The sequence below is a fragment of the Rathayibacter sp. AY1B7 genome (genome assembly GCF_002932735.1).
Classification (GTDB): Bacteria; Actinomycetota; Actinomycetes; order Actinomycetales; family Microbacteriaceae; genus Rathayibacter.
Map to the genome: position 1 here is coordinate 15,009 of NZ_PSWK01000015.1, position 20,004 is coordinate 35,012.

Sequence of the window (20,004 nt, forward strand, 5' to 3'; positions counted from 1 at the left end):
AGCGGCCCCCGACGAGTTTAGTCCGCGCCGTGCCCTAGATTGCCGGGATGCCGATCGTGCACATCACCGACCTCGACCACCCGCTCCTCGCCGACTACCACCGCCTCACCGACGTGGCGCTGCGGCGGGTGCTGGAGCCGGAGGGCGGTCTGTACATCGCTGAGTCCGCCAAGGTGATCGAGCGGGCGCTCGACGCCGGGCACCGTCCCCGCTCGGTCCTGGTGCAGGAGAAGCGGCTGCCGGACGCGGCCGGGGTGCTCGAGCGTCATCCCGAGGTGCCGGTCTTCGTGGCGCCGGATCCGCTGATCGAGGAGCTGACCGGGTTCCACCTCCACCGCGGAGCGCTCGCCTCGATGCACCGTCCGCCGCTGCGGCCGATGGCCGAGCTGCTGGAGGGCGCGCGCCTCGTCGTGATCCTGGAGGACCTGGTCGACCACACGAACGTCGGCGCCGTCTTCCGCGCCGCGGCCGGCATGGGCGCGGACGCGGTGCTCGTGACGCCGCGCTGCGCGGACCCCCTGTACCGGCGCAGCGTCCGGGTGAGCATGGGCACGGTCCTGCAGGTGCCGTGGACGCGCACCCCCGAGTGGGCACCGGCTCGCCGCGCTCTGGAGGAGGCCGGGTTCTCGGTCGCCGCGCTGGCGCTCGCTCCGGACGCGGTGCCGCTCGACGAGTACGCGGCGGCTCGCCCCGAGCGCGTCGCGATCGTCCTGGGCGCCGAGGGGGACGGGCTCAGCCGCGCGGCGCTGGACGCCTCGGACACCGTCGTCACCATCCCGATGCTGCACGGCGTCGACTCGCTCAACGTGGCCTCGGCGAGCGCCGTCGCACTGTGGGCGCTGACCCGCGGGCGCTGACCGCCCGGCTCCGGCGCTCGGCGGCCCCGCGGTGACCTGCTGCTGACGCTCCCGCCGCTGGATCGGGGTCGGTGCCGCGCGTCACCCGCCGCGCCCGACGACGGGGCGGCGTCCGGGACGGGGGAGAGGCCCGCCCGTACGATGACGGGGTGACCTCCCCGACCCGATCCGACGACGCCCTCGACCTGTTCGGGGAGCCCGCCGCGCCGGAGCCGCGACCGCGTCGACGGCGCGGGGCGGTCGTCGCCGGTCTCGTCGCTGCGACCGTGCTGGTCGGTGGAGGCGGTGCCTACGCGACCAACGCGGCGACCGCGGAGCTGCCGACGGCGAGCGCCGTCGCGGTGGACCCCGTCTCGAGCACCGTCGACGCGCCCGCTCCGGCCTGGCCGGCCTACGGCTCCGGCGCCGTGGCGGCCGTGGGCATCGACGGGACGGAGGAGGACGGGCTGCTCGCCCGCTACGGCTCCACCGGAACCGTGCCGACGGGGAGCATCGCCAAGGTCGTCACCGCTCTCGTCGTCCTCGCGGCGAAGCCGATCGCAGAGGGGACGGACGGGGAGACCATCACCTTCACGAGCGCGGACGTGCAGTACTACAACGACACCCTGGCCGAGAACGGCTCGAACGCTCCGGTCACCGCGGGTCTGCAGCTGACCGAGCGGGAGGCGCTGACCGCCATGATGCTCCCGTCCGCGAACAACTACGCGAAGTCCCTCGCGATCTGGGCGTACGGCTCGGAGGACGCCTTCCTCGCCGCGGCGCGCGGCTGGCTGGACGGGCAGGGGCTCGAGCGGACCTCCCTCGCCGACACCAGCGGGCTCTCGCCGGCGACGGTCAGCACGACGGCCGAGATGGTGCGCCTGGGCGAGCTGCTGATCGCGGACCCGGTGCTCGCTCCGATCGTCGCGACGCCGACCGCGGTCATCCCGGGGGTCGGCGAGGTCGACAACACCAACTCGCTCCTCGGCCGCTCGGGAGTGGACGGTATCAAGACGGGGACGACCGACGAGGCGGGCTCGTGCCTGCTGTTCTCGCTCGACGCGACCGTCGAGGGCCGGCCGGTCACCCTCGTCGGCGTGGTGGTGGGCGCGCGCACGCACCCGCAGCTCGCCGCGGACGTGCTGACCCTCGTCCCGACCGTCGAGGCGGGCTTCCGGACCGTCCCGCTGACCGTCGAGGGCCAGGACTACGGCACCCTCACGAGCGCCTGGGGGGAGACGGCGACGGCCGAGACCGCGGAGGCGCGGTCCGTGCTGGTGTGGGGTGCGGTCTCGACGTCGACCACGGTCGCCCTCGATCCGCTCGAGACCGTCGCCGACGGCGAGCGCGTGGGGACCGCGACCGTCGACGTCAACGGCACCCCGTACGAGCTTCCCCTCGTCGCCGACGGGTCGATCGAGGACCCGGGCTTCGCCTGGCGCCTCGGCCACCCGGCCGAGCTGTTCGGCTGAGCGCGGGGCGAGCCGCCGCCTCCCGGGAGCGGATCAGGCCAGGGGATCCGCGGCCCGGTCGCCGACGATCCGCACGCCGGCGGTCGCGATGTCCTCGGCGACCTCCTCCGGCGTCGCGTTGCCCGGCACGACCGATCCCGGCTCCGAGGCCGTGGCATCGGTGCTCCAGCGCTCGGCGGAGGGCCGCTTGGCGGTGATGAAGTCGCCGGAGGACTGGTGGCGGACGCGGCGCAGCACCCACGGCACGAGGTACTCCCGCGCCCACTGGATGTCCTCCGTGCGGGCGGCACGCCACGTGCGGGCGTGCAGCGGCTCCGGGGCGAGGGGGCGCAGGTCGTTCTCGACGTTCAGCGACTCGAGGACCATGCGCGCGACCTCGTGGTGGCCGTGCGGGTTGAGGTGCAGGCGGTCCGGCGCCCACATCCGCACGTCCTGGATCTCCTGGAGGGACCACTGGTCGGCGACGATGCAGTCGTACCGCTTGGCCAGCGCCCGCAGGTTCTCGTTGTAGATCGCGACCTTCCCGCGGATCCGCCCGAACACGGGGGAGAAGCCCACGTCCACTCCGGTGAAGAGGACGACGGTCGCCCCGTCGGAGCGGAGCCGGGCGAGGCCCGACTCGAAGCGGGACGCGATGTCGTCGGGGTCGGTCCCCGGGCGGATGACGTCGTTCCCGCCCGCGGAGATGGTGATGAGGTCGGGGCGCAGCTCCAGGGCGGGCTCGACCTGCTCGTCGACGATCTGCTGCAGGAGGCGGCCGCGGACCGCCAGGTTGGCGTAGGCGAAGTCCTCGTTCTGGCTGCCCAGGACCTCCGCCACGCGGTCCGCCCAGCCGCGGTGCCCGCCGGGGCTGCCGGGCTCGGGATCGCCGATCCCCTCGGTGAAGGAGTCGCCCAGGGCGACGTAGCGGGACCACGGATGACGCTGCTCGACCATCCCTCCATCATGCTCCGCACCCGGCCGCCGGTGGCACGGCGCGACACGCCGTGCGCCTCCCGGCGGGCCGCGGAGACCGAGCCGCTGTCGGAGGCGTCGGCTAGATTCGGTCCACGTGAACAGTCCCTCGAGCTTCGGTCATCAGGTCGGCACCTCCGCCGCTGAGCACCTGTCCCCGTCGTTCCCGGGCAGGGCGCCGTGGGGTACCGCGAACAAGCTCCGCGCCTGGCAGGCGGAGGCGCTCGAGGCCTACTTCCAGCACGAGCCGCGCGACTTCCTGGCCGCCGCGACCCCGGGTGCGGGCAAGACCACCTTCGCGCTGCGGCTGGCCGCCGAGCTGCTGCACAACCGCACGGTCGACCGGATCACCGTGGTCGCGCCGACGGAGCACCTCAAGCGCCAGTGGGCCGAGGCCGCGCACCGCGTCGGCATCCGCCTGGACCCGACCTTCACCAACCGCATGGGCCGCCACGCCCGCCACTACCACGGCGTCGCCGTCACCTACGCGCAGGTCGCCGTCCGCGCCGAGCTCCACCGCGAGCTTACCCTGTCCGGGCGCACCCTCGTCATCCTCGACGAGGTGCACCACGCCGGCGACGCGCTCAGCTGGGGCGACGCGGTGCGCGAGGCCTTCGAGCCCGCGGTCCGCCGGCTCTCGCTGACCGGGACGCCGTTCCGCTCGGACACGGCGGCGATCCCGTTCGTCAGCTACCTGCCGGACGAGGAGGGCATCCGCACCTCGCTCACCGACTACGCCTACGGCTACGGCCGCGCGCTCGCGGACGGCGTCGTCCGGCCGGTGCTGTTCATGGTCTACGCCGGGCAGATGCGCTGGAAGTCGAAGGCCGGCGACGAGATGGAGGCGCGGCTCGGCGAGGGCAACACCAAGGACATCACCTCGCAGGCCTGGCGGACCGCGCTGGACCCGAAGGGCGACTGGATCCCCTCGGTCCTCCGCGCCGCCAACACCCGCCTCACCGAGGTGCGGCGCGCCGTGCCCGACGCCGGCGGCCTGGTCATCGCGACCGACCACTACACCGCGCGCGCCTACGCCGCGATGCTCCGCGAGATCAGCGGCGAGACCGTCACCGTCGTGCTCTCCGACGAGAAGGAGGCGAGCGACCGGATCGAGGAGTTCGCGAAGGACACCAGTCGCTGGATGGTCGCGGTCCGCATGGTCTCCGAGGGCGTCGACGTGCCGAGGCTCGCCGTCGGCGTCTACGCGACATCGGCGTCGACTCCGCTGTTCTTCGCCCAGGCGATCGGCCGCTTCGTGCGCGCGCGGCGCCGCGGCGAGACCGCCTCGGTGTTCCTCCCGAACGTGCCCGGCCTGCTCGCGCTGGCGGGCTCGATGGAGCTGCAGCGCGATCACGCCCTCGACCGCAGGACCTCCGACGACGAGGAGTACCCCGAGGCCGATCTGATGGCCGACGCCGAGCGCAGCGACAAGGCGTCCTCGGATCTCCTGGAGGAGGGCCGCTTCGAGTCGATCGGCTCGGCCGCCACCTTCGACCGCGTCGTCTACGAGGGCGCCGAGTTCGGGATGGAGGTCGAGGTCGAGAGCGAGGAGGAGCTCGACTTCATCGGCCTGCCGGGGCTCCTCGAGCCCGACCAGGTGCGGGAGCTGCTCCAGCACCGGCAGCAGCGGCAGGCCAAGCGCGCCGGCAGCCGCGCGGGGGCGGCGGCCCCGGCCGAGCCGGCGAGCGAGATCCCGGCGCCGCTCTACCGCACGCTCAAGGAGCAGCGCAGCCTGCTCAACTCCCTGGTCGGCCTGTGGGCGCGGGGGACGGGGGAGTCGCACGGCCAGGTGCACACCGAGCTGCGCCGGCTCTGCGGCGGACCCGCGGTGGCGCAGGCGAGCGTGACCCAGCTGCAGGCGCGGATCGACCTCCTGCGGCGCAGGCTCGGCTCGCACTGATCGCGGTGCGGCGCCCCGGTGAGTGGCGCCGCGCTCTCGACGACGGAGCCGATCGCTGCTCCCGCCCAGCCCGGCCGGCCCCTCCGCGTGGGCCGGACAGCCCCTCCGGCGCGTTCTAGCCGATGCACCCGGCGCGGCGCCAGCCCTCCCCGGCGGACCGGGCGCGACCGTACTGTTCGAGCGTGACCCACCGGAACGACCTGCCCGCTCACGCGCCCGCAGGACGAACCGGACGGCGGTTCCGGCCGCCGGTCGTGACCACCGGAGGAGGACCGCGCGATGAGCGCTGACCGTCAGGGGAATGCTCGAGACACGCTCGCTAAGCTGAGCAGTCGGTCCGTCGCGGAAGTGACGGACCATCACCCCCGACGTCGGGCATCCGCAGACCGCACATCGGCGTCTCCCGGACTGCCCGAGAACAATCCCCTGAGGAGTCTCGTGGAGACCTGGCCCGGAACCGCCTACCCGTTGGGCGCGACGTTCGACGGAAGCGGCACGAACTTCGCCCTGTTCAGCGAGATCGCCGAGCGCGTCGAGCTGTGCCTCTTCGAGGAGGACGGCACAGAGACGCGCGTCGAGATCCAGGAGTCGGACGCCTACGTCTGGCACTGCTACCTCCCGCAGGTCCAGCCGGGCCAGCGCTACGGCTTCCGCATCCACGGACCGTACGACCCCGATGCCGGCCACCGCTGCAACCCGAACAAGCTGCTGCTGGACCCCTACGCGAAGGCGATCTCGGGGGAGATCGACTGGGACCAGTCCCTCTTCTCGTACACCTTCGGCGACCCGGACTCGACGAACGACGAGGACTCGGCGCCGCACATGATGATGGGCGTCGTCATCAACCCCTTCTTCGACTGGGCCGGTGACCGCCGCCCGCGCACCTCCTACGACAGCACCGTGATCTACGAGGCGCACGTGAAGGGGCTCACCAAGACGCACCCCGACGTGCCGGAGGAGCTCCGCGGCACCTACGCCGGAGTCGCCCACCCCGCGGTGATCGACCACCTCAAGCACCTGGGCGTCTCGGCGATCGAGCTCATGCCCGTGCACCAGTTCGTGAACGACTCCACGCTGATGGACAAGGGCCTCTCGAACTACTGGGGCTACAACACGATCGGCTTCTTCGCACCGCAGAACACCTACTCCTCCACGGGCGACCAGGGCCAGCAGGTCCAGGAGTTCAAGAGCATGGTGAAGGCGCTCCACGCGGCCGGCATCGAAGTCATCCTCGACGTGGTCTACAACCACACGGCGGAGGGCAACCACCTCGGCCCCACCCTGTCGTTCCGCGGCATCGACAACGAGGCCTACTACCGCCTCGTCGACGACGACAAGCGCTACTACATGGACTACACCGGCACCGGGAACACCCTGAACGTGCGCCACCCGCACTCGCTCCAGCTCATCATGGACTCGCTGCGCTACTGGGTGACGGAGATGCGCGTCGACGGCTTCCGCTTCGACCTCGCCTCGGCGCTGGCACGCGAGTTCTACGACGTCGACCGGCTCTCCACCTTCTTCGAGCTCGTCCAGCAGGACCCGGTGGTCTCTCAGGTGAAGCTGATCGCCGAGCCGTGGGACGTCGGGCCCGGCGGCTACCAGGTGGGAAACTTCCCGCCCCAGTGGACGGAGTGGAACGGCAAGTACCGCGACACGGTCCGCGACTTCTGGCGCGGCGAGCCGTCGACGCTGGGGGAGTTCGCCTCGCGCCTCACCGGCTCGGCCGACCTGTACGCGCACTCGGGCCGCTACCCGGTCGCCTCGATCAACTTCGTCACGGCGCACGACGGCTTCACCCTCCGGGACCTGGTCTCGTACAACGAGAAGCACAACGACGCCAACGGCGAGGACGGCAACGACGGGGAGTCGCACAACCGCTCCTGGAACCACGGCGTGGAGGGGCCCACGGACGACCCGCGGGTGCTCGCGCTCCGAGCGCGCCAGCAGCGGAACTTCCTCGCGACGATGCTGATCTCCCAGGGCGTCCCGATGATCCTCCACGGCGACGAGCTGGGTCGGACCCAGAACGGCAACAACAACACCTACGCCCAGGACAGCGAGCTGACCTGGATCGACTGGGCCCACGCCGACCGGCCGCTGCTCGAGTTCACCGCGGCGCTCATCCGCCTGCGCGCCGAGCACCCGACCTTCCGCCGCATGCGCTTCTTCGACGGCCGCCCCGTCCTGCGCGGCGACGGCGAGCCCCTGCCCGACATCGTCTGGTTCACCGCTGCCGGCACCGAGATGTCCCCGTCCGACTGGGACTCCGGTCTCGGCCGATCGGTGGGCATCTACCTCAACGGCAACGGGATCCGCGAGCGCGACCAGCGCGGACGCCCCGTCACCGACGACAGCTTCCTCCTGTACTTCAACGCCGACGACGTCGACGTCGAGTTCGCGATCCCGAGCGACGAGTACGCGCTCGAGTGGAGCGTCCTCGTCGACACCGCCGGCGCCGAGGCGGACTCGATCCCGCGTCCGGCGGGGGCGATGCTCACCGTCCAGGCGAAGTCGCTCGTCATCCTCCAGGAGCACAGCACCCCCGAGCCCGAGGTCGACCACTCGGTCGCCGCCTCGCTCGCGTCCCTGGCCGCCACCTCGGCCATCCCGATCGTCTCCTCGACGGGACCCACCAGCCCCCACGCCGAGTCGACCGACTCCGCGACCGCACCCTCGACAGGAGCCTGACGTGCGTCTGCCCGCCTCCACCTACCGCCTCCAGATCCGGTCGGCGTTCGACCTCGACGACGCCGCCCGCGTCGCCGACTACGTGCGCGCGCTCGGAGCGGACTGGCTGTACTTCTCGCCGCTGCTGAAGGCCGAGCCCGGCTCGGACCACGGCTACGACGTGGTGGACCACACCGAGGTCGATCCCGACCGCGGTGGCGCGGCCGGCCTGGCGACCGCCTCGGCCGCGGCGCGGGCGGAGGGCCTCGGCGTCCTCATCGACATCGTCCCCAACCACATGGGCGTGGCGACCCCGAGCGAGAACTCGTGGTGGTGGGACCTGCTGAGGAACGGGAAGTCCTCCCGCTACGCCACCGCCTTCGACATCGACTGGGAGGCGGGGGGCGGGAAGCTGCGCGTGCCGATCCTCGGCGACGGTGCGAGCGAGGGAGACAGCGACAGCGAGCTCGACGCGCTCGAGGTCGTCGGCGACGAGCTGCACTACTACGAGAACCGCCTGCCGATCGCGCCCGGCACCGCTGAGCCCGGCGACTCCGGCCGCACGGTGCACGAGCGCCAGAGCTACGAGCTCGTGAACTGGCGCCGCGCCGACGCCGAGCTGAACTACCGCCGCTTCTTCGCGGTGAACACCCTCGCCGCCATCACGGTCGAGCGGCCCGAGGTGTTCGACGCCTCGCACGCCGAGATCGTCCGCTGGTTCACCGAGGGGCTCGCTGACGGCCTGCGCGTCGACCACCCGGACGGCCTGGCCGACCCGGGCGGATACCTCGACGACCTGGCCCGCGCGATCGGCGGCGCCCCGGTCTGGGTCGAGAAGATCCTCGAGGGCGACGAGGAGCTCCCGCCGCACTGGGCGACCGTCGGCACCACGGGCTACGACGCCCTGGCCGACGTCGACCGCATCCTGGTCGACCCCGACGCCCGCCCCGTGCTGGAGGGCCTCGACGCCGAGCTCACGGGGAAGGGCGCCCCGCTGCAGTGGGCCGACCTCATCCACGACACCAAGCGCGGCATCGCCGACGGCATCCTCCGCTCCGAGGTCCTGCGGCTGGCCCGCCTGATCCCCGGCATCGAGGGAGCGGACGACGCGCTGGCGGAGCTCCTGGCGACCTACCCGGTCTACCGCAGCTACCTCCCCTACGGAGCGGAGCACCTCGAGCACGCCCGCGTCGACGCCGTGCGCCGCCGTCCCGAGATCCGCGCGACCATCGACGAGGTCGCCGCGGCGCTCGGCGAGACCGGCACGCCGGTGTCCGTGCGCTTCCAGCAGACCTCCGGCATGGTGATGGCGAAGGGCGTCGAGGACACGGCGTTCTACCGCTTCAGCCGCCTCACCTCGCTGAACGAGGTCGGAGCGGACCCGGACGAGTTCGCGATCGACCTGGTCGAGTTCCACCGCCGCCAGGCCGTGCGCCAGGCCTCGTTCCCCGCCTCGCTCACCACGCTCTCGACCCACGACACGAAGCGCGGCGAGGACACCCGTGCCCGCATCACCGCACTGGCCGAGGACCCGGAGGCGTGGGCGGCGACGCTCCGCGAGCTCCACGCCCTCGTCGGCTTCGGCGACGGCCCGATCGAGCACCTGCTCTGGGAGGCCGTCGTGGGGACCTGGCCCGCGAGCCGCGAGCGCCTGCACGCCTACGCCGAGAAGGCGTCGCGCGAGGCCGACGACTCGACGCACTGGACCGCTCCTGACGAGCAGTTCGAGAAGCGGATGCACGCGGCGATCGACGCGGCGTTCGACGAGCCCGCCGTCCGCCGGCTGGTCGAGCAGACCGTCGAGCGGGTGTCGGCCGCCGGCTGGTCGAACGGCCTCGCCGCGAAGCTCGTGCAGATCACCGCCCCGGGCATCCCGGACGTCTACCAGGGCAGCGAGCTCTGGGAGACCTCCCTCGTCGACCCGGACAACCGCCGCGAGGTCGACTTCGGGCAGCGTCGAGCGCTGCTGGAGCGGATCGACGGCGGCTGGAAGCCCGCGATCGACGCCGAGGGAGCCGCGAAGCTCCTCGTCACCTCGCGCGCCCTCCGGCTCCGCCGCGACCGCCCCGAGCTGTTCACCCGCTACGCCGCCGTCCCCGCGATCGGGCCCGCCGCCGAGCACGCGATCGCCTTCGACCGCGGCGGCGCGCTGACCGTCGCGACCCGGCTCCCCGAGGGCCTCGCCGCTTCGGGCGGGTGGAACGGCACGGTCGTGGTCCTGCCCGGGCACCCGATGGAGGACGTCCTCACCGGCCGCACCTTCGCGGGAGGAGTGACTCCGGTCGCCGAGATCCTCGCCGACTACCCCGTGGCACTGCTCGCCCCGGTCTCCTGACCGGTTCCGCACCGCACCGCAGACCGATCCGACCCCTCCTGGAGACAGCAGTGATCAGCACGACTCCCTACCGCTACGCACTCCCGACGACCGGGCCCGAGCGGTTCGACGTCTGGGCCCCCGAGGCCTCGACGGTCGAGCTCCTCCTCGGCGACGACTCGTCGCTGACGATGACCCGCCACGGAGACGACGGATGGTGGCGGGCGCCCGCGTCGGCCCCGGCCACCGGCGAGGTCGACTACGGGTACCGGGTGGACGGCAGTGGTCCGCTGCCGGACCCCCGCTCGCGCCGCCAGCCGAAGGGCGTGCACGAGCTCTCGCGCACGTTCGACCCCTCGGCGCACGAGTGGGGCGACTCCGCCTGGACCGGGCGCGAGCTCGCCGGCGCCGTCATCTACGAGCTGCACCTCGGCACGTTCACACCCGAGGGCACCCTGGACGCGGCGGCGGAGCGCTTCGAGCACCTGCGCTCGATCGGCGTGGACTTCATCGAGTTGCTGCCGGTCAACGCGGTGAACGGAACGCACAACTGGGGCTACGACGGCGTCCTCTGGTACGCCGTGCACGAGCCGTACGGCGGACCCGAGGCGTACCAGCGCTTCGTGGACGCCGCCCACCGTGCCGGCCTCGGCGTGGTCCAGGACGTCGTCTACAACCACCTCGGCCCGAGCGGCAACTACCTGCCGGAGTTCGGCCCCTACCTCAAGAACGAGAAGGCCAACACCTGGGGCAGCTCGATCAACCTCGACGGCGAGGGTTCGGACACCGTCCGCGGGTACATCATCGACAACGCTCTGATGTGGCTGCGCGACTACCACGTCGACGCCCTGCGCCTGGACGCGGTGCACGCCCTCTCGGACGAGCGGGCCGTGCACGTGCTCGAGGAGATGGCGAGCGAGGTGGCCGTGCTGTCGGCCCACGTCGGGCGCCCTCTGACGCTGATCGCCGAGTCCGACCTCAACGACCCGACGCTGATCACTCCGCGGGAGGCGCACGGCTACGGGCTCGACGCGCAGTGGAGCGACGACTTCCACCACGCGGTCCACGTCGCGCTGACCGGGGAGACCACGGGCTACTACGAGGACTTCGCGCCGCTCGGCGCCCTCGCGAAGGTGCTGACGCGGGGCTTCTTCCACGACGGCACCCTCTCGACCTTCCGCGGCCGCCACCACGGCCGTCCGGTGGACACCGAGCACATGCCGACCTGGCGCCTGGTGGTCTGCAGCCAGAACCACGACCAGATCGGCAACCGGGCGGTCGGCGACCGTCTGACGGCGACCCTCGACGAGGGGCGCCTCGCGATCGCCGCGGCTCTGACGCTGCTGGGCCCTTTCACTCCCATGCTGTTCATGGGCGAGGAGTGGGCGGCGTCGACACCGTGGCAGTTCTTCACCTCGCACCCGGAGAAGGATCTGGGCGAGGCGACGGCGAAGGGCCGCATCGAGGAGTTCGCGAAGATGGGCTGGGACCCGGAGGTCGTGCCCGACCCGCAGGACCCGGAGACGTTCCTGCGCTCGCGGCTCGACTGGTCCGAGGTCGGGGAGGGGCGTCACGCCCGCACCCTCGAGGTGTACCGCGAGCTGGCGGCGATCCGCCGCCGCTACCCCGAGCTGACGGACCCGCGCTTCGGGTCGCTCCGCGTGGAGTTCGACGAGGAGGCCCGCTGGCTGACTCTCGGCCGCGGTCGGGTGACCGTCGCGATCAACGTCGGCGAGTCCGCCGCCCGCCTCGCCCTGCCGGAGGTGGCGGAGACGCTGCTCGGCGTCGGGGAGTACGCGGTGCAGCCCGGGGACACCGAGGTGGATCTCGGCAATTCCTCGCTGCTGGTGACGCTGAGCGCCTGAGCTCCGTGGCGGCCGGCTGTTCAGGTGGCCGGCCGCCGCTGTCCTGAACGGCCGCCTCGGGCCCGAGCGCTCAGAGCGTGACCGCGGCGTACTCCGTCGCGGTCACGACCCGCACTCCCTCGTCGTGGACGAGCAGGAGCGCGCGGAGGGGGATGGCCCGCTTGTGGCACGCCGCCGCCAGGTGACGGGCGAGGACCCGGTCGGTCTCGCCGAGGAAGGCGCGCCCGGGACGTTCCAGGGCGAAGGCGAGCGAGCCCACGTCCTGGTGCGCGACGGCCTTGGCGAGGGTGGCGACGATCCGCTCGGTCTTCTCCTCGTCGGGGTGCACGGGGAGCCCGTCCACCGGGTAGATGATCGGCAGCTGCACGCCGTCGCGGTCGAGGAAGATCGGCCACAGGGCCCGGCGGTAGGCCGGTCCGATCAGCGAGGAGACGCGCTCGCGCAGCTCGCGGTCGTTCAGGAGCGGCGCATCGAGGTGCGGAGCGGGAGCGGCGTGGTCGAGAGTGGTCATGGTGTCGCTTTCTCGTGGGCGAGCGGGCGGTGCCGCTGAGGGGTCATCGGAAGTTGCGGGAGGTGGTGCGAGCGCCGACCGTGAGGGTCTCGAACCTGTCGGCGAGGAGGTTCGTCACCCCCTCGTCGGAGCGCTCGAGGATCCCCCTGACCAGCAGGGCGGGTGCCTCGCGGGCCACGCGGCGGTAGCGGTTCCATACTCCGACGGAGCAGATCACGTTGAGGATCCCGTGCTCGTCCTCGAGGTTGAGGAAGGTCACTCCACCGGCTGTGGAGGGACGTTGGCGGTGGATCACGACCCCACCGACCTCGATCCGGGTCCCCGAGGGGATGCCGGGAAGATCGGCCGAGGAGCGGGCGCCGCGGCGAGCGAGCCCCTCGCGGAGGTGGCGCAGCGGATGGTCGTCGGGCGAGATGCCGGTGGCCCAGAAGTCGAAGACCACGCGCTCCTGAGGGGAGAGCATCGGCAGGAGCGGGGGCTGCACGACGACCGTGGAGCCGGCGAGGAACTCCTCGCGGTCGCCTGCGGCGGTGCCGGCCTCCCAGAGCGCCTGCCGACGCTGCAGACCGAGCGAGTCGAAGGCGCCCGCGGCGCCGAGGGCCTCCAGCTGAGCCGCGGTCGTGCCGACCCGACGCGAGAGGTCGGCCATGCTCGCGTAGGGTCCGCCGCGTTCGCGCTCGGCGACGATGTGCTCGGCGAGCGCGGTGCCGATGCCCTTCACCCCTGCCAGCCCGAGCCGGATCACGAAGCCGCTGTCGCGCCTGTGGTCGTCCGTGTGGAAGTGCTCGGTGCGGTCGAACAGTCCCGTGGGCGGCTGATCGGCGCGGAGGCAGTCGTCGCTCCCGTAGGCGGCGCCGCTCCTCCGGCGTGCGGGGGCGTCCTCCTTCGCCTCGAGCCCGGGAGGCGCCAGGGAGCGGTTGACGTCGGGCGAGACGACCTCCACTCCGTGACGCCGGGCATCGGCGACCAGGGTGTGCGGGGCGTAGAAGCCCATGGGCTGCGCCCTCAGCAGCGCGGCGGTGAACGCGGCGGGGTAGTGCAGGCGGAGCCAGGCGCTCGCGTAGACCAGCAGGGCGAAGCTGATCGCATGGCTCTCGGCGAAGCCGAAGTTCGCGAAGGCCTGGATCCGGAGGTAGATGTCGTCCGCGACCTCGCCCGTGATGCCGTTGCGGGCCATCCCCTGGTAGAGCCGCTCGCGGAGGGTCTCGATCTTCTCGGTCCCGCGCTTGGACCCCATCGCCCGGCGCAGCAGGTCGGCGTCCTCCGCGTTGCAGTCGCCGACGGCCACGGCCACCTGCATGAGCTGCTCCTGGAAGAGCGGCACGCCGAGGGTGCGCTTGAGCGGCGTCACGAGGAGGGGGTGCTGGTACGTCACCGGCTCCTCGCCGAGCTTGCGACGGATGTAGGGGTGGACCGCACCGCCCTGGATGGGGCCGGGGCGGATGAGCGCTACCTCGATCACCAGATCGTAGAAGCGGCGCGGCTGCAGCCGGGGGAGGGTGCCCATCTGCGCCCGGCTCTCGACCTGGAACACCCCGATCGAATCGGCGCGGCAGAGCTGGTCGTAGACGCCTTTCTCCTCCCGGGGAAGGGTGGAGAGGTCCCACTTCTCGCCGACGTGCTCGGCGACGAGGTCGAACGTGTACTGCAGGGCGGCGAGCATCCCGAGCCCGAGGAGGTCGAACTTGACCAGGCCCATCCAGGCGCAGTCGTCCTTGTCCCACTGCAGGACGGTGCGGTCCTCCATCCGGGCGGGCTCGATCGGGCAGACCTCGCCCACGGGCCGGTCTGTCAGCACCATGCCGCCGGAGTGGATGCCCAGGTGCCGGGGCGTGCCCAGCACCCGGGTGGTCAGGGCGACCACGTCCTCGGGGATGTCGTGGTCGGTGCTCTCGGTGACGGACCCCCACCGCTCGACCTGCTTCGACCAGCCGTCCTGCTGCCCGGCGCTGTATCCGAGGGCCTTGGCCATGTCGCGCACGGCGAACTTGGGCCGGTAGGTGATGACGTTGGCGACCTGGGCCGCGTTCAGACGTCCGTACTTCCGGTAGACGTACTGGATCACCTCCTCGCGTCGCTCCGAGTCGAAGTCGACGTCGATGTCGGGCTCCTCGTCGCGGATGCTGGAGAGGAACCGCTCGAACGGCAGGTCGTAGAAGATCGAGTCGACCGCCGTGATGCCCAGGACGTAGCAGACCGCCGAGTTGGCGGCCGAGCCGCGTCCCTGGCAGAGGATGCCGTTCCGCTTGGCGTAGTGGACGATGTCGTGGACGATCAGGAAGTAGCCCGGGAAGTCCTTCTGCTCGATCACCGCGAGCTCCTTCTCGAGGCGCGCGAGGACGTCGGCGTCGGCGCGGGGGTACTTGGCCGGCACGGCCTCGCGCACGAGCTCGCGCAGCCAGCTCATCGAGGTGTGCCCCTCGGGGACCTCCTGGCGCGGCAGCCGGGGCCGGACTCGGCCGAGCTCGAAGGCGATCTCGTCGGCGACGCGCACCGTGTTCTCCACGGAGCCGGGGTAGCGGCCGAAGCGCTCGGCCATCTCGGCGCCGGAGCGCAGGTGGGCGCCGCCCGCTGCGGGGAGCCAGCCGTCCATCTCGTCGAGGCTCCGGCGTGCTCTGACCGCGGCGAGGGCCGTCTGGAGGGGGCGCTCCTCCGGCCGGGCGTAGTGCACGTTCCCGGTGGCGACCGTCCGCAGCCGGAGCTTCTCGGCGATCGCCGCCAGCTGGTCGTTGGCGCGCGAGGCGAGGGGATCCCCATGGTCGTACAGCTCCACGAGGACGTTGGCGGGACCGAAGAGCCGGACGAGCTCGCAGACCTCCTGCTCGGCCGCGGCCACTCCTGCGGCGGCGAGCGCTTGACGGACCGCTCCCTTGCGGCAGCCCGTCAGCACGATCCAGTGGCCGTCGGCGGCGCGCGCGAGCTCCTCGAGGTCGTAGCTCGGCTTGCCCTTCTCGGCTCCGGCGAGCTGGGCGGTGGTGATCGCACGGGCGAGGCGGTGGTAGCCCTCCTCGCGGCGCGCGAGGACGAGCAGGTGGGTCCCCTCCGGATCGGCGACCCCGTTCTGAGGCGAGGTGAGCCCGATCGAGAGCTCGGCTCCGAAGGCCGTGCGGACGGCGTGCCCCTGCGCGGCCTCGGCCATCCTCACGATGCCGTAGAGGCCGTCGTGGTCGGTGAGCGCGAGAGTGTCGATGCCAAGCCGGACCGCCTCCTCGACCAGCTGCTCCGGCTTGCTCGCCCCGTCGAGGAAGCTGAAGTGGGAGTGGGCGTGCAGCTCAGCGTAGGGCACCGGATGAGCCGGCGGCCGGACGTCGTCCCCTGCCACGTAGGCGGGGCGCTTGTGCGACCAGGCCGGACTGTCGCCGCCGTCGCCCCGGACGACCGTGCCGTCGGCGCGCTTGCCGCTGGAGAGGCGGCGCTCGAACTCCGACCAGGGGATCGGCGGGTTGTTCCAGCCCATCGGGGCTCCTTCGGTGCTCGTTCGCGGTGGTGGAGGGATGCTCCGGTTCAGTCGTAGCGGGCCTCTGCTGCCCAGACCCCGTCGAGGCAGAGCAGCAGCCAGGCGACACCGGCGGCGTCGACCACCTGGAAGCGGTCGTAGCGGACGGCGGTGCTCGGATCCCACCAGCGCTCGTCGATCGGCCAGGGACCCGCCCATCCGGCGAGGGGCTCCAGGCGTGCCTGAGAGGTCCCGGGGGTGAAGTAGGCGGGCACGGAGCTGAGGGCGCCGCGCTCGTCGACGGCGACGGGTTCGCCCCTCGGTCCGCGGACCAGCACGGCCGCGGGCTCCGCGAAGACCGTCGGCGGGAGGGGCGGCGGCAGGGAGCCGGGCCAAGGCAGGGTCCTCGGCCGTGCGTCGCCCGGCTCCCGGTCGCCCCAGGGGATCAGGTGCTGGCGGTCGCGGAGGGATCGACCCCCTCCGATCGACGCGGTCATCACGGCCTCGTGCCCGAGCATGCTCTGCACCCGGCTCAGCCCGTGGTGGACGCGCTCCTCCGGAGCGGTGCCCCAGAGACCCTGCTCGTGGTTGCCGATCGCGTCGACCGCCTCGGGCTCGACGCACAGCCGCGAGATCGGAGCTCCGAGACCGCTGTCGATCTCCCCGTTGCCCTGCAGCTGCCAGCGGACCCGGTCGAGCACGTCGCCCGGGGTGAACCATCTCGGGTGCAGCCAGCTCCGGGAGGAGACCTCACCGCGCTCGCTGACGACCTCGATGCGGATGGCGGTCGCGACCAGCTGTGCGCGGGTGAGCCCGGCGACGAACTCCTCCGCGGGGACGCGGAAGGCGAAGGCGGCCTGGTCGATGCGGTCCAGAGGGGGCTCGAACTCCATCGCCCGGTCGAGACGCTCCGGCGGGAGCCGGGGCACCACCGTCTCCGACTCCGCACCGGCGGCGAGGAGGTGCGCGTGGGCGCCCTCCGGTCCGAACCGGGCGGCGACGTCCTCGCGAGGGAGGGCGGCGAAGGCGCCGAGGGTGCGGACGCCGAGTCTGCGCAGGAGCGCCACCAGGTCGTCCCCCCGGCGGGGAACACGGGCAGGGGCTGCGACGGACTCGGTCTCGAGGGCGTCGAGCGGGAGAGGAGCGAGGAAGCCTGCCGCTGCTCCTGGGGGCACGACGGCGACGGGGCGGCCGGAGTGCTTCGCGGCGAGCTCGGAGGCGAAGAGCCCGTCGGCGATCCCGATGCGGGCGTCGGGGAGACCCAGCTCGGCCAGCCGCTGCAGGATCGCCTCGGCCGCGCTCTGCTCGCTCCCGTAGTAGCGGCGCGGACCGCGGGCGCGGATCGCGCACAGACCGGGCCTGATCAGCTGGACGCCCGGGGTGATCTCCTCGAGCGCCTGGATGAGCGGCTCGAACGCCCGGTGGTCGAGCACCGGGTCGTACGGGAGGACGGCGAGACCCGTGCAACGGGACTGCGCCTCGCGCACGCGCATGCCCCGCCGGACCCCCTCCGCCCGGGCAGCGGGGGAGGAGGCGAAGACCAGGCTCTCCTCCGTGAGGGCCAGGGGGTGCTCGTCGCCGAGGCCGGCGTCGGCGGCGGCCGCGAGGAGGGGCCAGTCGGGGCACCAGACGAGGATCGTCCGCCGCAGCTCGGGTGCGCTCGCCATCTCAGACCGCCCGCTCGTGCAGGCGGCCGTGCTCGACCCGGGAGCCGAAGGCGCTCTCGACGCCGGGCATGCTCATCCGCACCGTGCGCACCCGGGTGCCGGCCCGGCCGACCACATCGACCATCGCCTCCCGGGAGCGCAGGTAGCCGTGGCCGTCGCCGAGCCCCTCCCAGCGGCTGCTGCGGATGCTGAGCCGCGCCTCGGCCTGGGGCCACTCGCCGAGGACCACGAGCGCGGCACCCCGCTGGCGCAGTCGTGCTCCCAGACGCGAGACGTCGGCCGAGGAGACGGAGGCGGGCGGACGCGTGAGCACGACGGTCAGCACATCGACCAGAGCGGCGGTGACGGTGAGCCAGTGCTCGGCCGGTGCGGGCACGAGCACCAGGCGCTCGAGGTCGATCCCCATGCCGGCCGCGGCCTCGGCTCCGAACTCCGGGACGCCCACCACGCCGCACCACGAGCCCTCGGCGGACGGGCCGGCGAGCAGCCCCATCGCCAGACTCATCGAGCCCTCCACCGAGTAGGCGGCACCCTGCTTGAGCGAGCCGCCCGGGAGCACGGAGGAGAAGGCCGGCAGGGTGGCGAGGCTCCTGGTCTCGAGGGTGGTCGCCTGCATGTCCCGGATGCGGGACTGCAGCTCCTTCACCGACGCGAGCTGCCGCAGAAGGGGCTCTGCGGCCTCGGCCGTCTCCGCGGAGACGAGGGATGAAAGGGGGCTCATCTGCCCATGTTCGAACATGTGTTCGAGTATGTCAATCGCCACCGACATCCACCGGCGAGCCGCTCGGACCCCTCCGTGACCGCCCGGCAAGGGGCACCGTGAAGGAGGTTCCAGACGTCCCGGGCAGTCTCGCATCCGCCTACGACATCCCCGTCCGGGGGCGTTCTCCACCGGGTCTCGGCGAGGAAGGGCCTCCTGCCGCGCCTCTACCATGGGAGCCATGTCCGACGCCCTGCCCGACCCCGCCGACTCCGACGCCACCGCCCCGGCCGCGCCGCGCAGAAGGACCCTCGTGGTCAAGATGGGGTCCAGCTCGGTCACCAAGCAGTCGGGTCCGGATCCCGTTCTCCTGGCCAGCGCGCTCGAGAGCGCCTTCGCCGCCCGCGCGCTGGGCTGGGACGTCGTGCTGGTCTCCTCCGGCGCCGTCTCCTCGGGCCGGGCGCTCTTCGCCCGCTCGCAGGAGGAGCCGATCAGCGCCCGCCTGGCGGCAGCGGTGGGCCAGACCGTCCTGATGGGCTTCTACCGCTCGGTGGCCGAGCTCTCGGGCGCCCTGGTCGCGCAGATCCTCATCGGCGAGTCCGACCTCGCCTCTCCCCGGCAGATGGCACACGTCGCCGAGGCGATCCGCCACGCCCTCGACGCCGGAGTCGTGCCCGTGGTCAACGGCAACGACACGATCGACTCCGCCGGCTCGGACAACGACGGCGTCGCCGGCGGATTGGCGATGCTCCTCGGCGCGGACCTGCTGCTGCTGCTCACCGACGTCCCCGGCGTCTTCGCCGGCAGCATCGCCGAGGGCGTGCACCTCGAGGAGCTGGGCATCTCGGAGCTGCGCCGCATCGGCGTGCAGAAGGGCGGCACCGGCCGAGGGGGCATCCGCTCCAAGCTGCGGGCCGCCGAGCTCGCCGCGCACAACGGCGTCTCGACCAGGATCGCCGGGGCGCGCACCCCCGAGGTCATCCTGGGCGCCCTGGGAGGGCCGGGCCCGGGCACCCTCGTCCGCGCCGTGCACGCGCATCCGCCCGTGGAGCAGCGCTGGATCTCCGGAGTGGCCACCGGCCGCGGCCGCGTCGAGATCAACCTCGAGGCCGAGCGGAGCATCGGAGCCGGCTCGAGCCTGTTCGCCTCGGGCATCAAGCGCGTCTCCGGCGAGTTCGGCGGCGGCGACGTGATCGAGGTGCGCGCCCTCAGCGGAGAGCTCCTCGCGCGCGGCGTCTCCCGCGTCTCCTCGCGTCTGCTGACCCTGGTCCGCGCACTCCGGGTCGACGAGATCGCTCGCGTCTTCGTGGCGGTCCTCGGGCATGCCGCCACGACGGCACCGTCGGCGAGTCCGGAGGGGGAGGAGAGGCCGCAGTTGACCCGCGCTCTGGAGTACGCGCGCACTCTCTCCTCCGAGCACGCGCGGGCCGTCGCGATGGAGATCGTCTCCCTCTTCCCCGCCGAGAGCATCTCGGCCCTGCTGGGACAGGGCGCGGGGGAGGGCGAGCTCGTCGAGCGCTACACCCGCCTCGTCCGCACCCTCGCCATCGTGGAGAACGAGAACCTGGCCGTCTTCCGCTCCTGACCGCCGGTGGCGCGCCACTTCTCAGTGCATTTCGCGCCTTCGCGTCATGATCGCCGTTCTCCGGTGTCTTCCTGGTGATGGCGCCGCTCCTGGG

Annotated in this window: 12 protein-coding genes; 7 read left to right on the plus strand and 5 right to left on the minus strand. The window is 72.6% G+C overall.

The window, feature by feature from the left end; translation table 11 throughout:
- Positions 1-47: 47 nt before the first annotated feature.
- Both C5C95_RS09745 and C5C95_RS09750 read left to right on the plus strand, forming a co-directional pair.
- Positions 48-857 carry an RNA methyltransferase gene (locus C5C95_RS09745; RefSeq protein ID WP_104232619.1) on the plus strand — a complete coding sequence of 270 codons (810 nt, stop codon included), beginning with the start codon at positions 48-50 and terminating at the stop codon, positions 855-857.
- Positions 858-1,006: 149 nt separating this feature from the next.
- The gene (locus C5C95_RS09750) at positions 1,007-2,308 is read left to right on the plus strand and encodes a D-alanyl-D-alanine carboxypeptidase family protein (RefSeq protein ID WP_104287901.1); all 1,302 of its coding nucleotides are present in this window, start codon (positions 1,007-1,009) and stop codon (positions 2,306-2,308) included.
- Between the two features lie 33 nt (positions 2,309-2,341).
- On the opposite strand, the gene C5C95_RS09755 is transcribed toward C5C95_RS09750, so the two are convergent.
- Complete coding sequence (locus tag C5C95_RS09755; protein WP_104324326.1) at positions 2,342-3,244, minus strand: SGNH/GDSL hydrolase family protein; 903 nt, start codon at positions 3,242-3,244, stop codon at positions 2,342-2,344.
- Between the two features lie 115 nt (positions 3,245-3,359).
- Between C5C95_RS09755 and C5C95_RS09760 the strand changes: the two genes are divergently transcribed.
- The 4 genes from C5C95_RS09760 to treZ all read left to right on the plus strand — a co-directional run bounded on the left by C5C95_RS09760 (position 3,360) and on the right by treZ (position 12,011).
- A complete protein-coding gene (locus tag C5C95_RS09760; protein ID WP_104237466.1) occupies positions 3,360-5,162 on the plus strand; it encodes a DEAD/DEAH box helicase in 1,803 nt (600 codons plus the stop codon).
- A gap of 438 nt (positions 5,163-5,600) precedes the next feature.
- Positions 5,601-7,853 (plus strand): glycogen debranching protein GlgX, encoded by a 2,253-nt coding sequence (glgX, locus tag C5C95_RS09765; RefSeq protein WP_104237465.1) that lies wholly within the window; start codon positions 5,601-5,603, stop codon positions 7,851-7,853.
- Between the two features lies 1 nt (position 7,854).
- Positions 7,855-10,167, plus strand: a complete 2,313-nt coding sequence (gene treY / locus C5C95_RS09770; protein ID WP_104324327.1) for a malto-oligosyltrehalose synthase — start codon at positions 7,855-7,857, stop codon at positions 10,165-10,167.
- Positions 10,168-10,217: 50 nt separating this feature from the next.
- Positions 10,218-12,011 carry a malto-oligosyltrehalose trehalohydrolase gene (gene treZ / locus C5C95_RS09775; RefSeq protein WP_258072651.1) on the plus strand — a complete coding sequence of 598 codons (1,794 nt, stop codon included), beginning with the start codon at positions 10,218-10,220 and terminating at the stop codon, positions 12,009-12,011.
- Between the two features lie 70 nt (positions 12,012-12,081).
- Here the strand turns inward: treZ and C5C95_RS09780 are convergent, their stop codons facing one another.
- From C5C95_RS09780 to C5C95_RS09795, 4 genes are read right to left on the minus strand one after another with little or no spacing between them, the layout of a single operon-like run.
- Positions 12,082-12,522 carry a hypothetical protein gene (locus tag C5C95_RS09780; RefSeq protein ID WP_104324328.1) on the minus strand — a complete coding sequence of 147 codons (441 nt, stop codon included), beginning with the start codon at positions 12,520-12,522 and terminating at the stop codon, positions 12,082-12,084.
- Positions 12,523-12,565: 43 nt separating this feature from the next.
- Positions 12,566-15,979: an error-prone DNA polymerase gene (locus tag C5C95_RS09785; RefSeq protein WP_104324329.1), complete on the minus strand. Its 3,414-nt coding sequence runs from the start codon at positions 15,977-15,979 to the stop codon at positions 12,566-12,568.
- Between the two features lie 47 nt (positions 15,980-16,026).
- Positions 16,027-17,625, minus strand: coding sequence for a DNA polymerase Y family protein (locus C5C95_RS09790; RefSeq protein WP_104324330.1), 1,599 nt, complete (start codon positions 17,623-17,625; stop codon positions 16,027-16,029).
- 1 nt (position 17,626) lies between these two features.
- Positions 17,627-18,346 (minus strand): hypothetical protein, encoded by a 720-nt coding sequence (locus tag C5C95_RS09795; RefSeq protein ID WP_104324331.1) that lies wholly within the window; start codon positions 18,344-18,346, stop codon positions 17,627-17,629.
- A 220-nt stretch (positions 18,347-18,566) separates the two neighbouring features.
- On the opposite strand from C5C95_RS09795, the gene proB reads away from it, so the two are divergent.
- The gene (gene proB / locus C5C95_RS09800) at positions 18,567-19,910 is read left to right on the plus strand and encodes a glutamate 5-kinase (RefSeq protein ID WP_160034332.1); all 1,344 of its coding nucleotides are present in this window, start codon (positions 18,567-18,569) and stop codon (positions 19,908-19,910) included.
- The last annotated feature ends 94 nt before the right edge of the window (positions 19,911-20,004 follow it).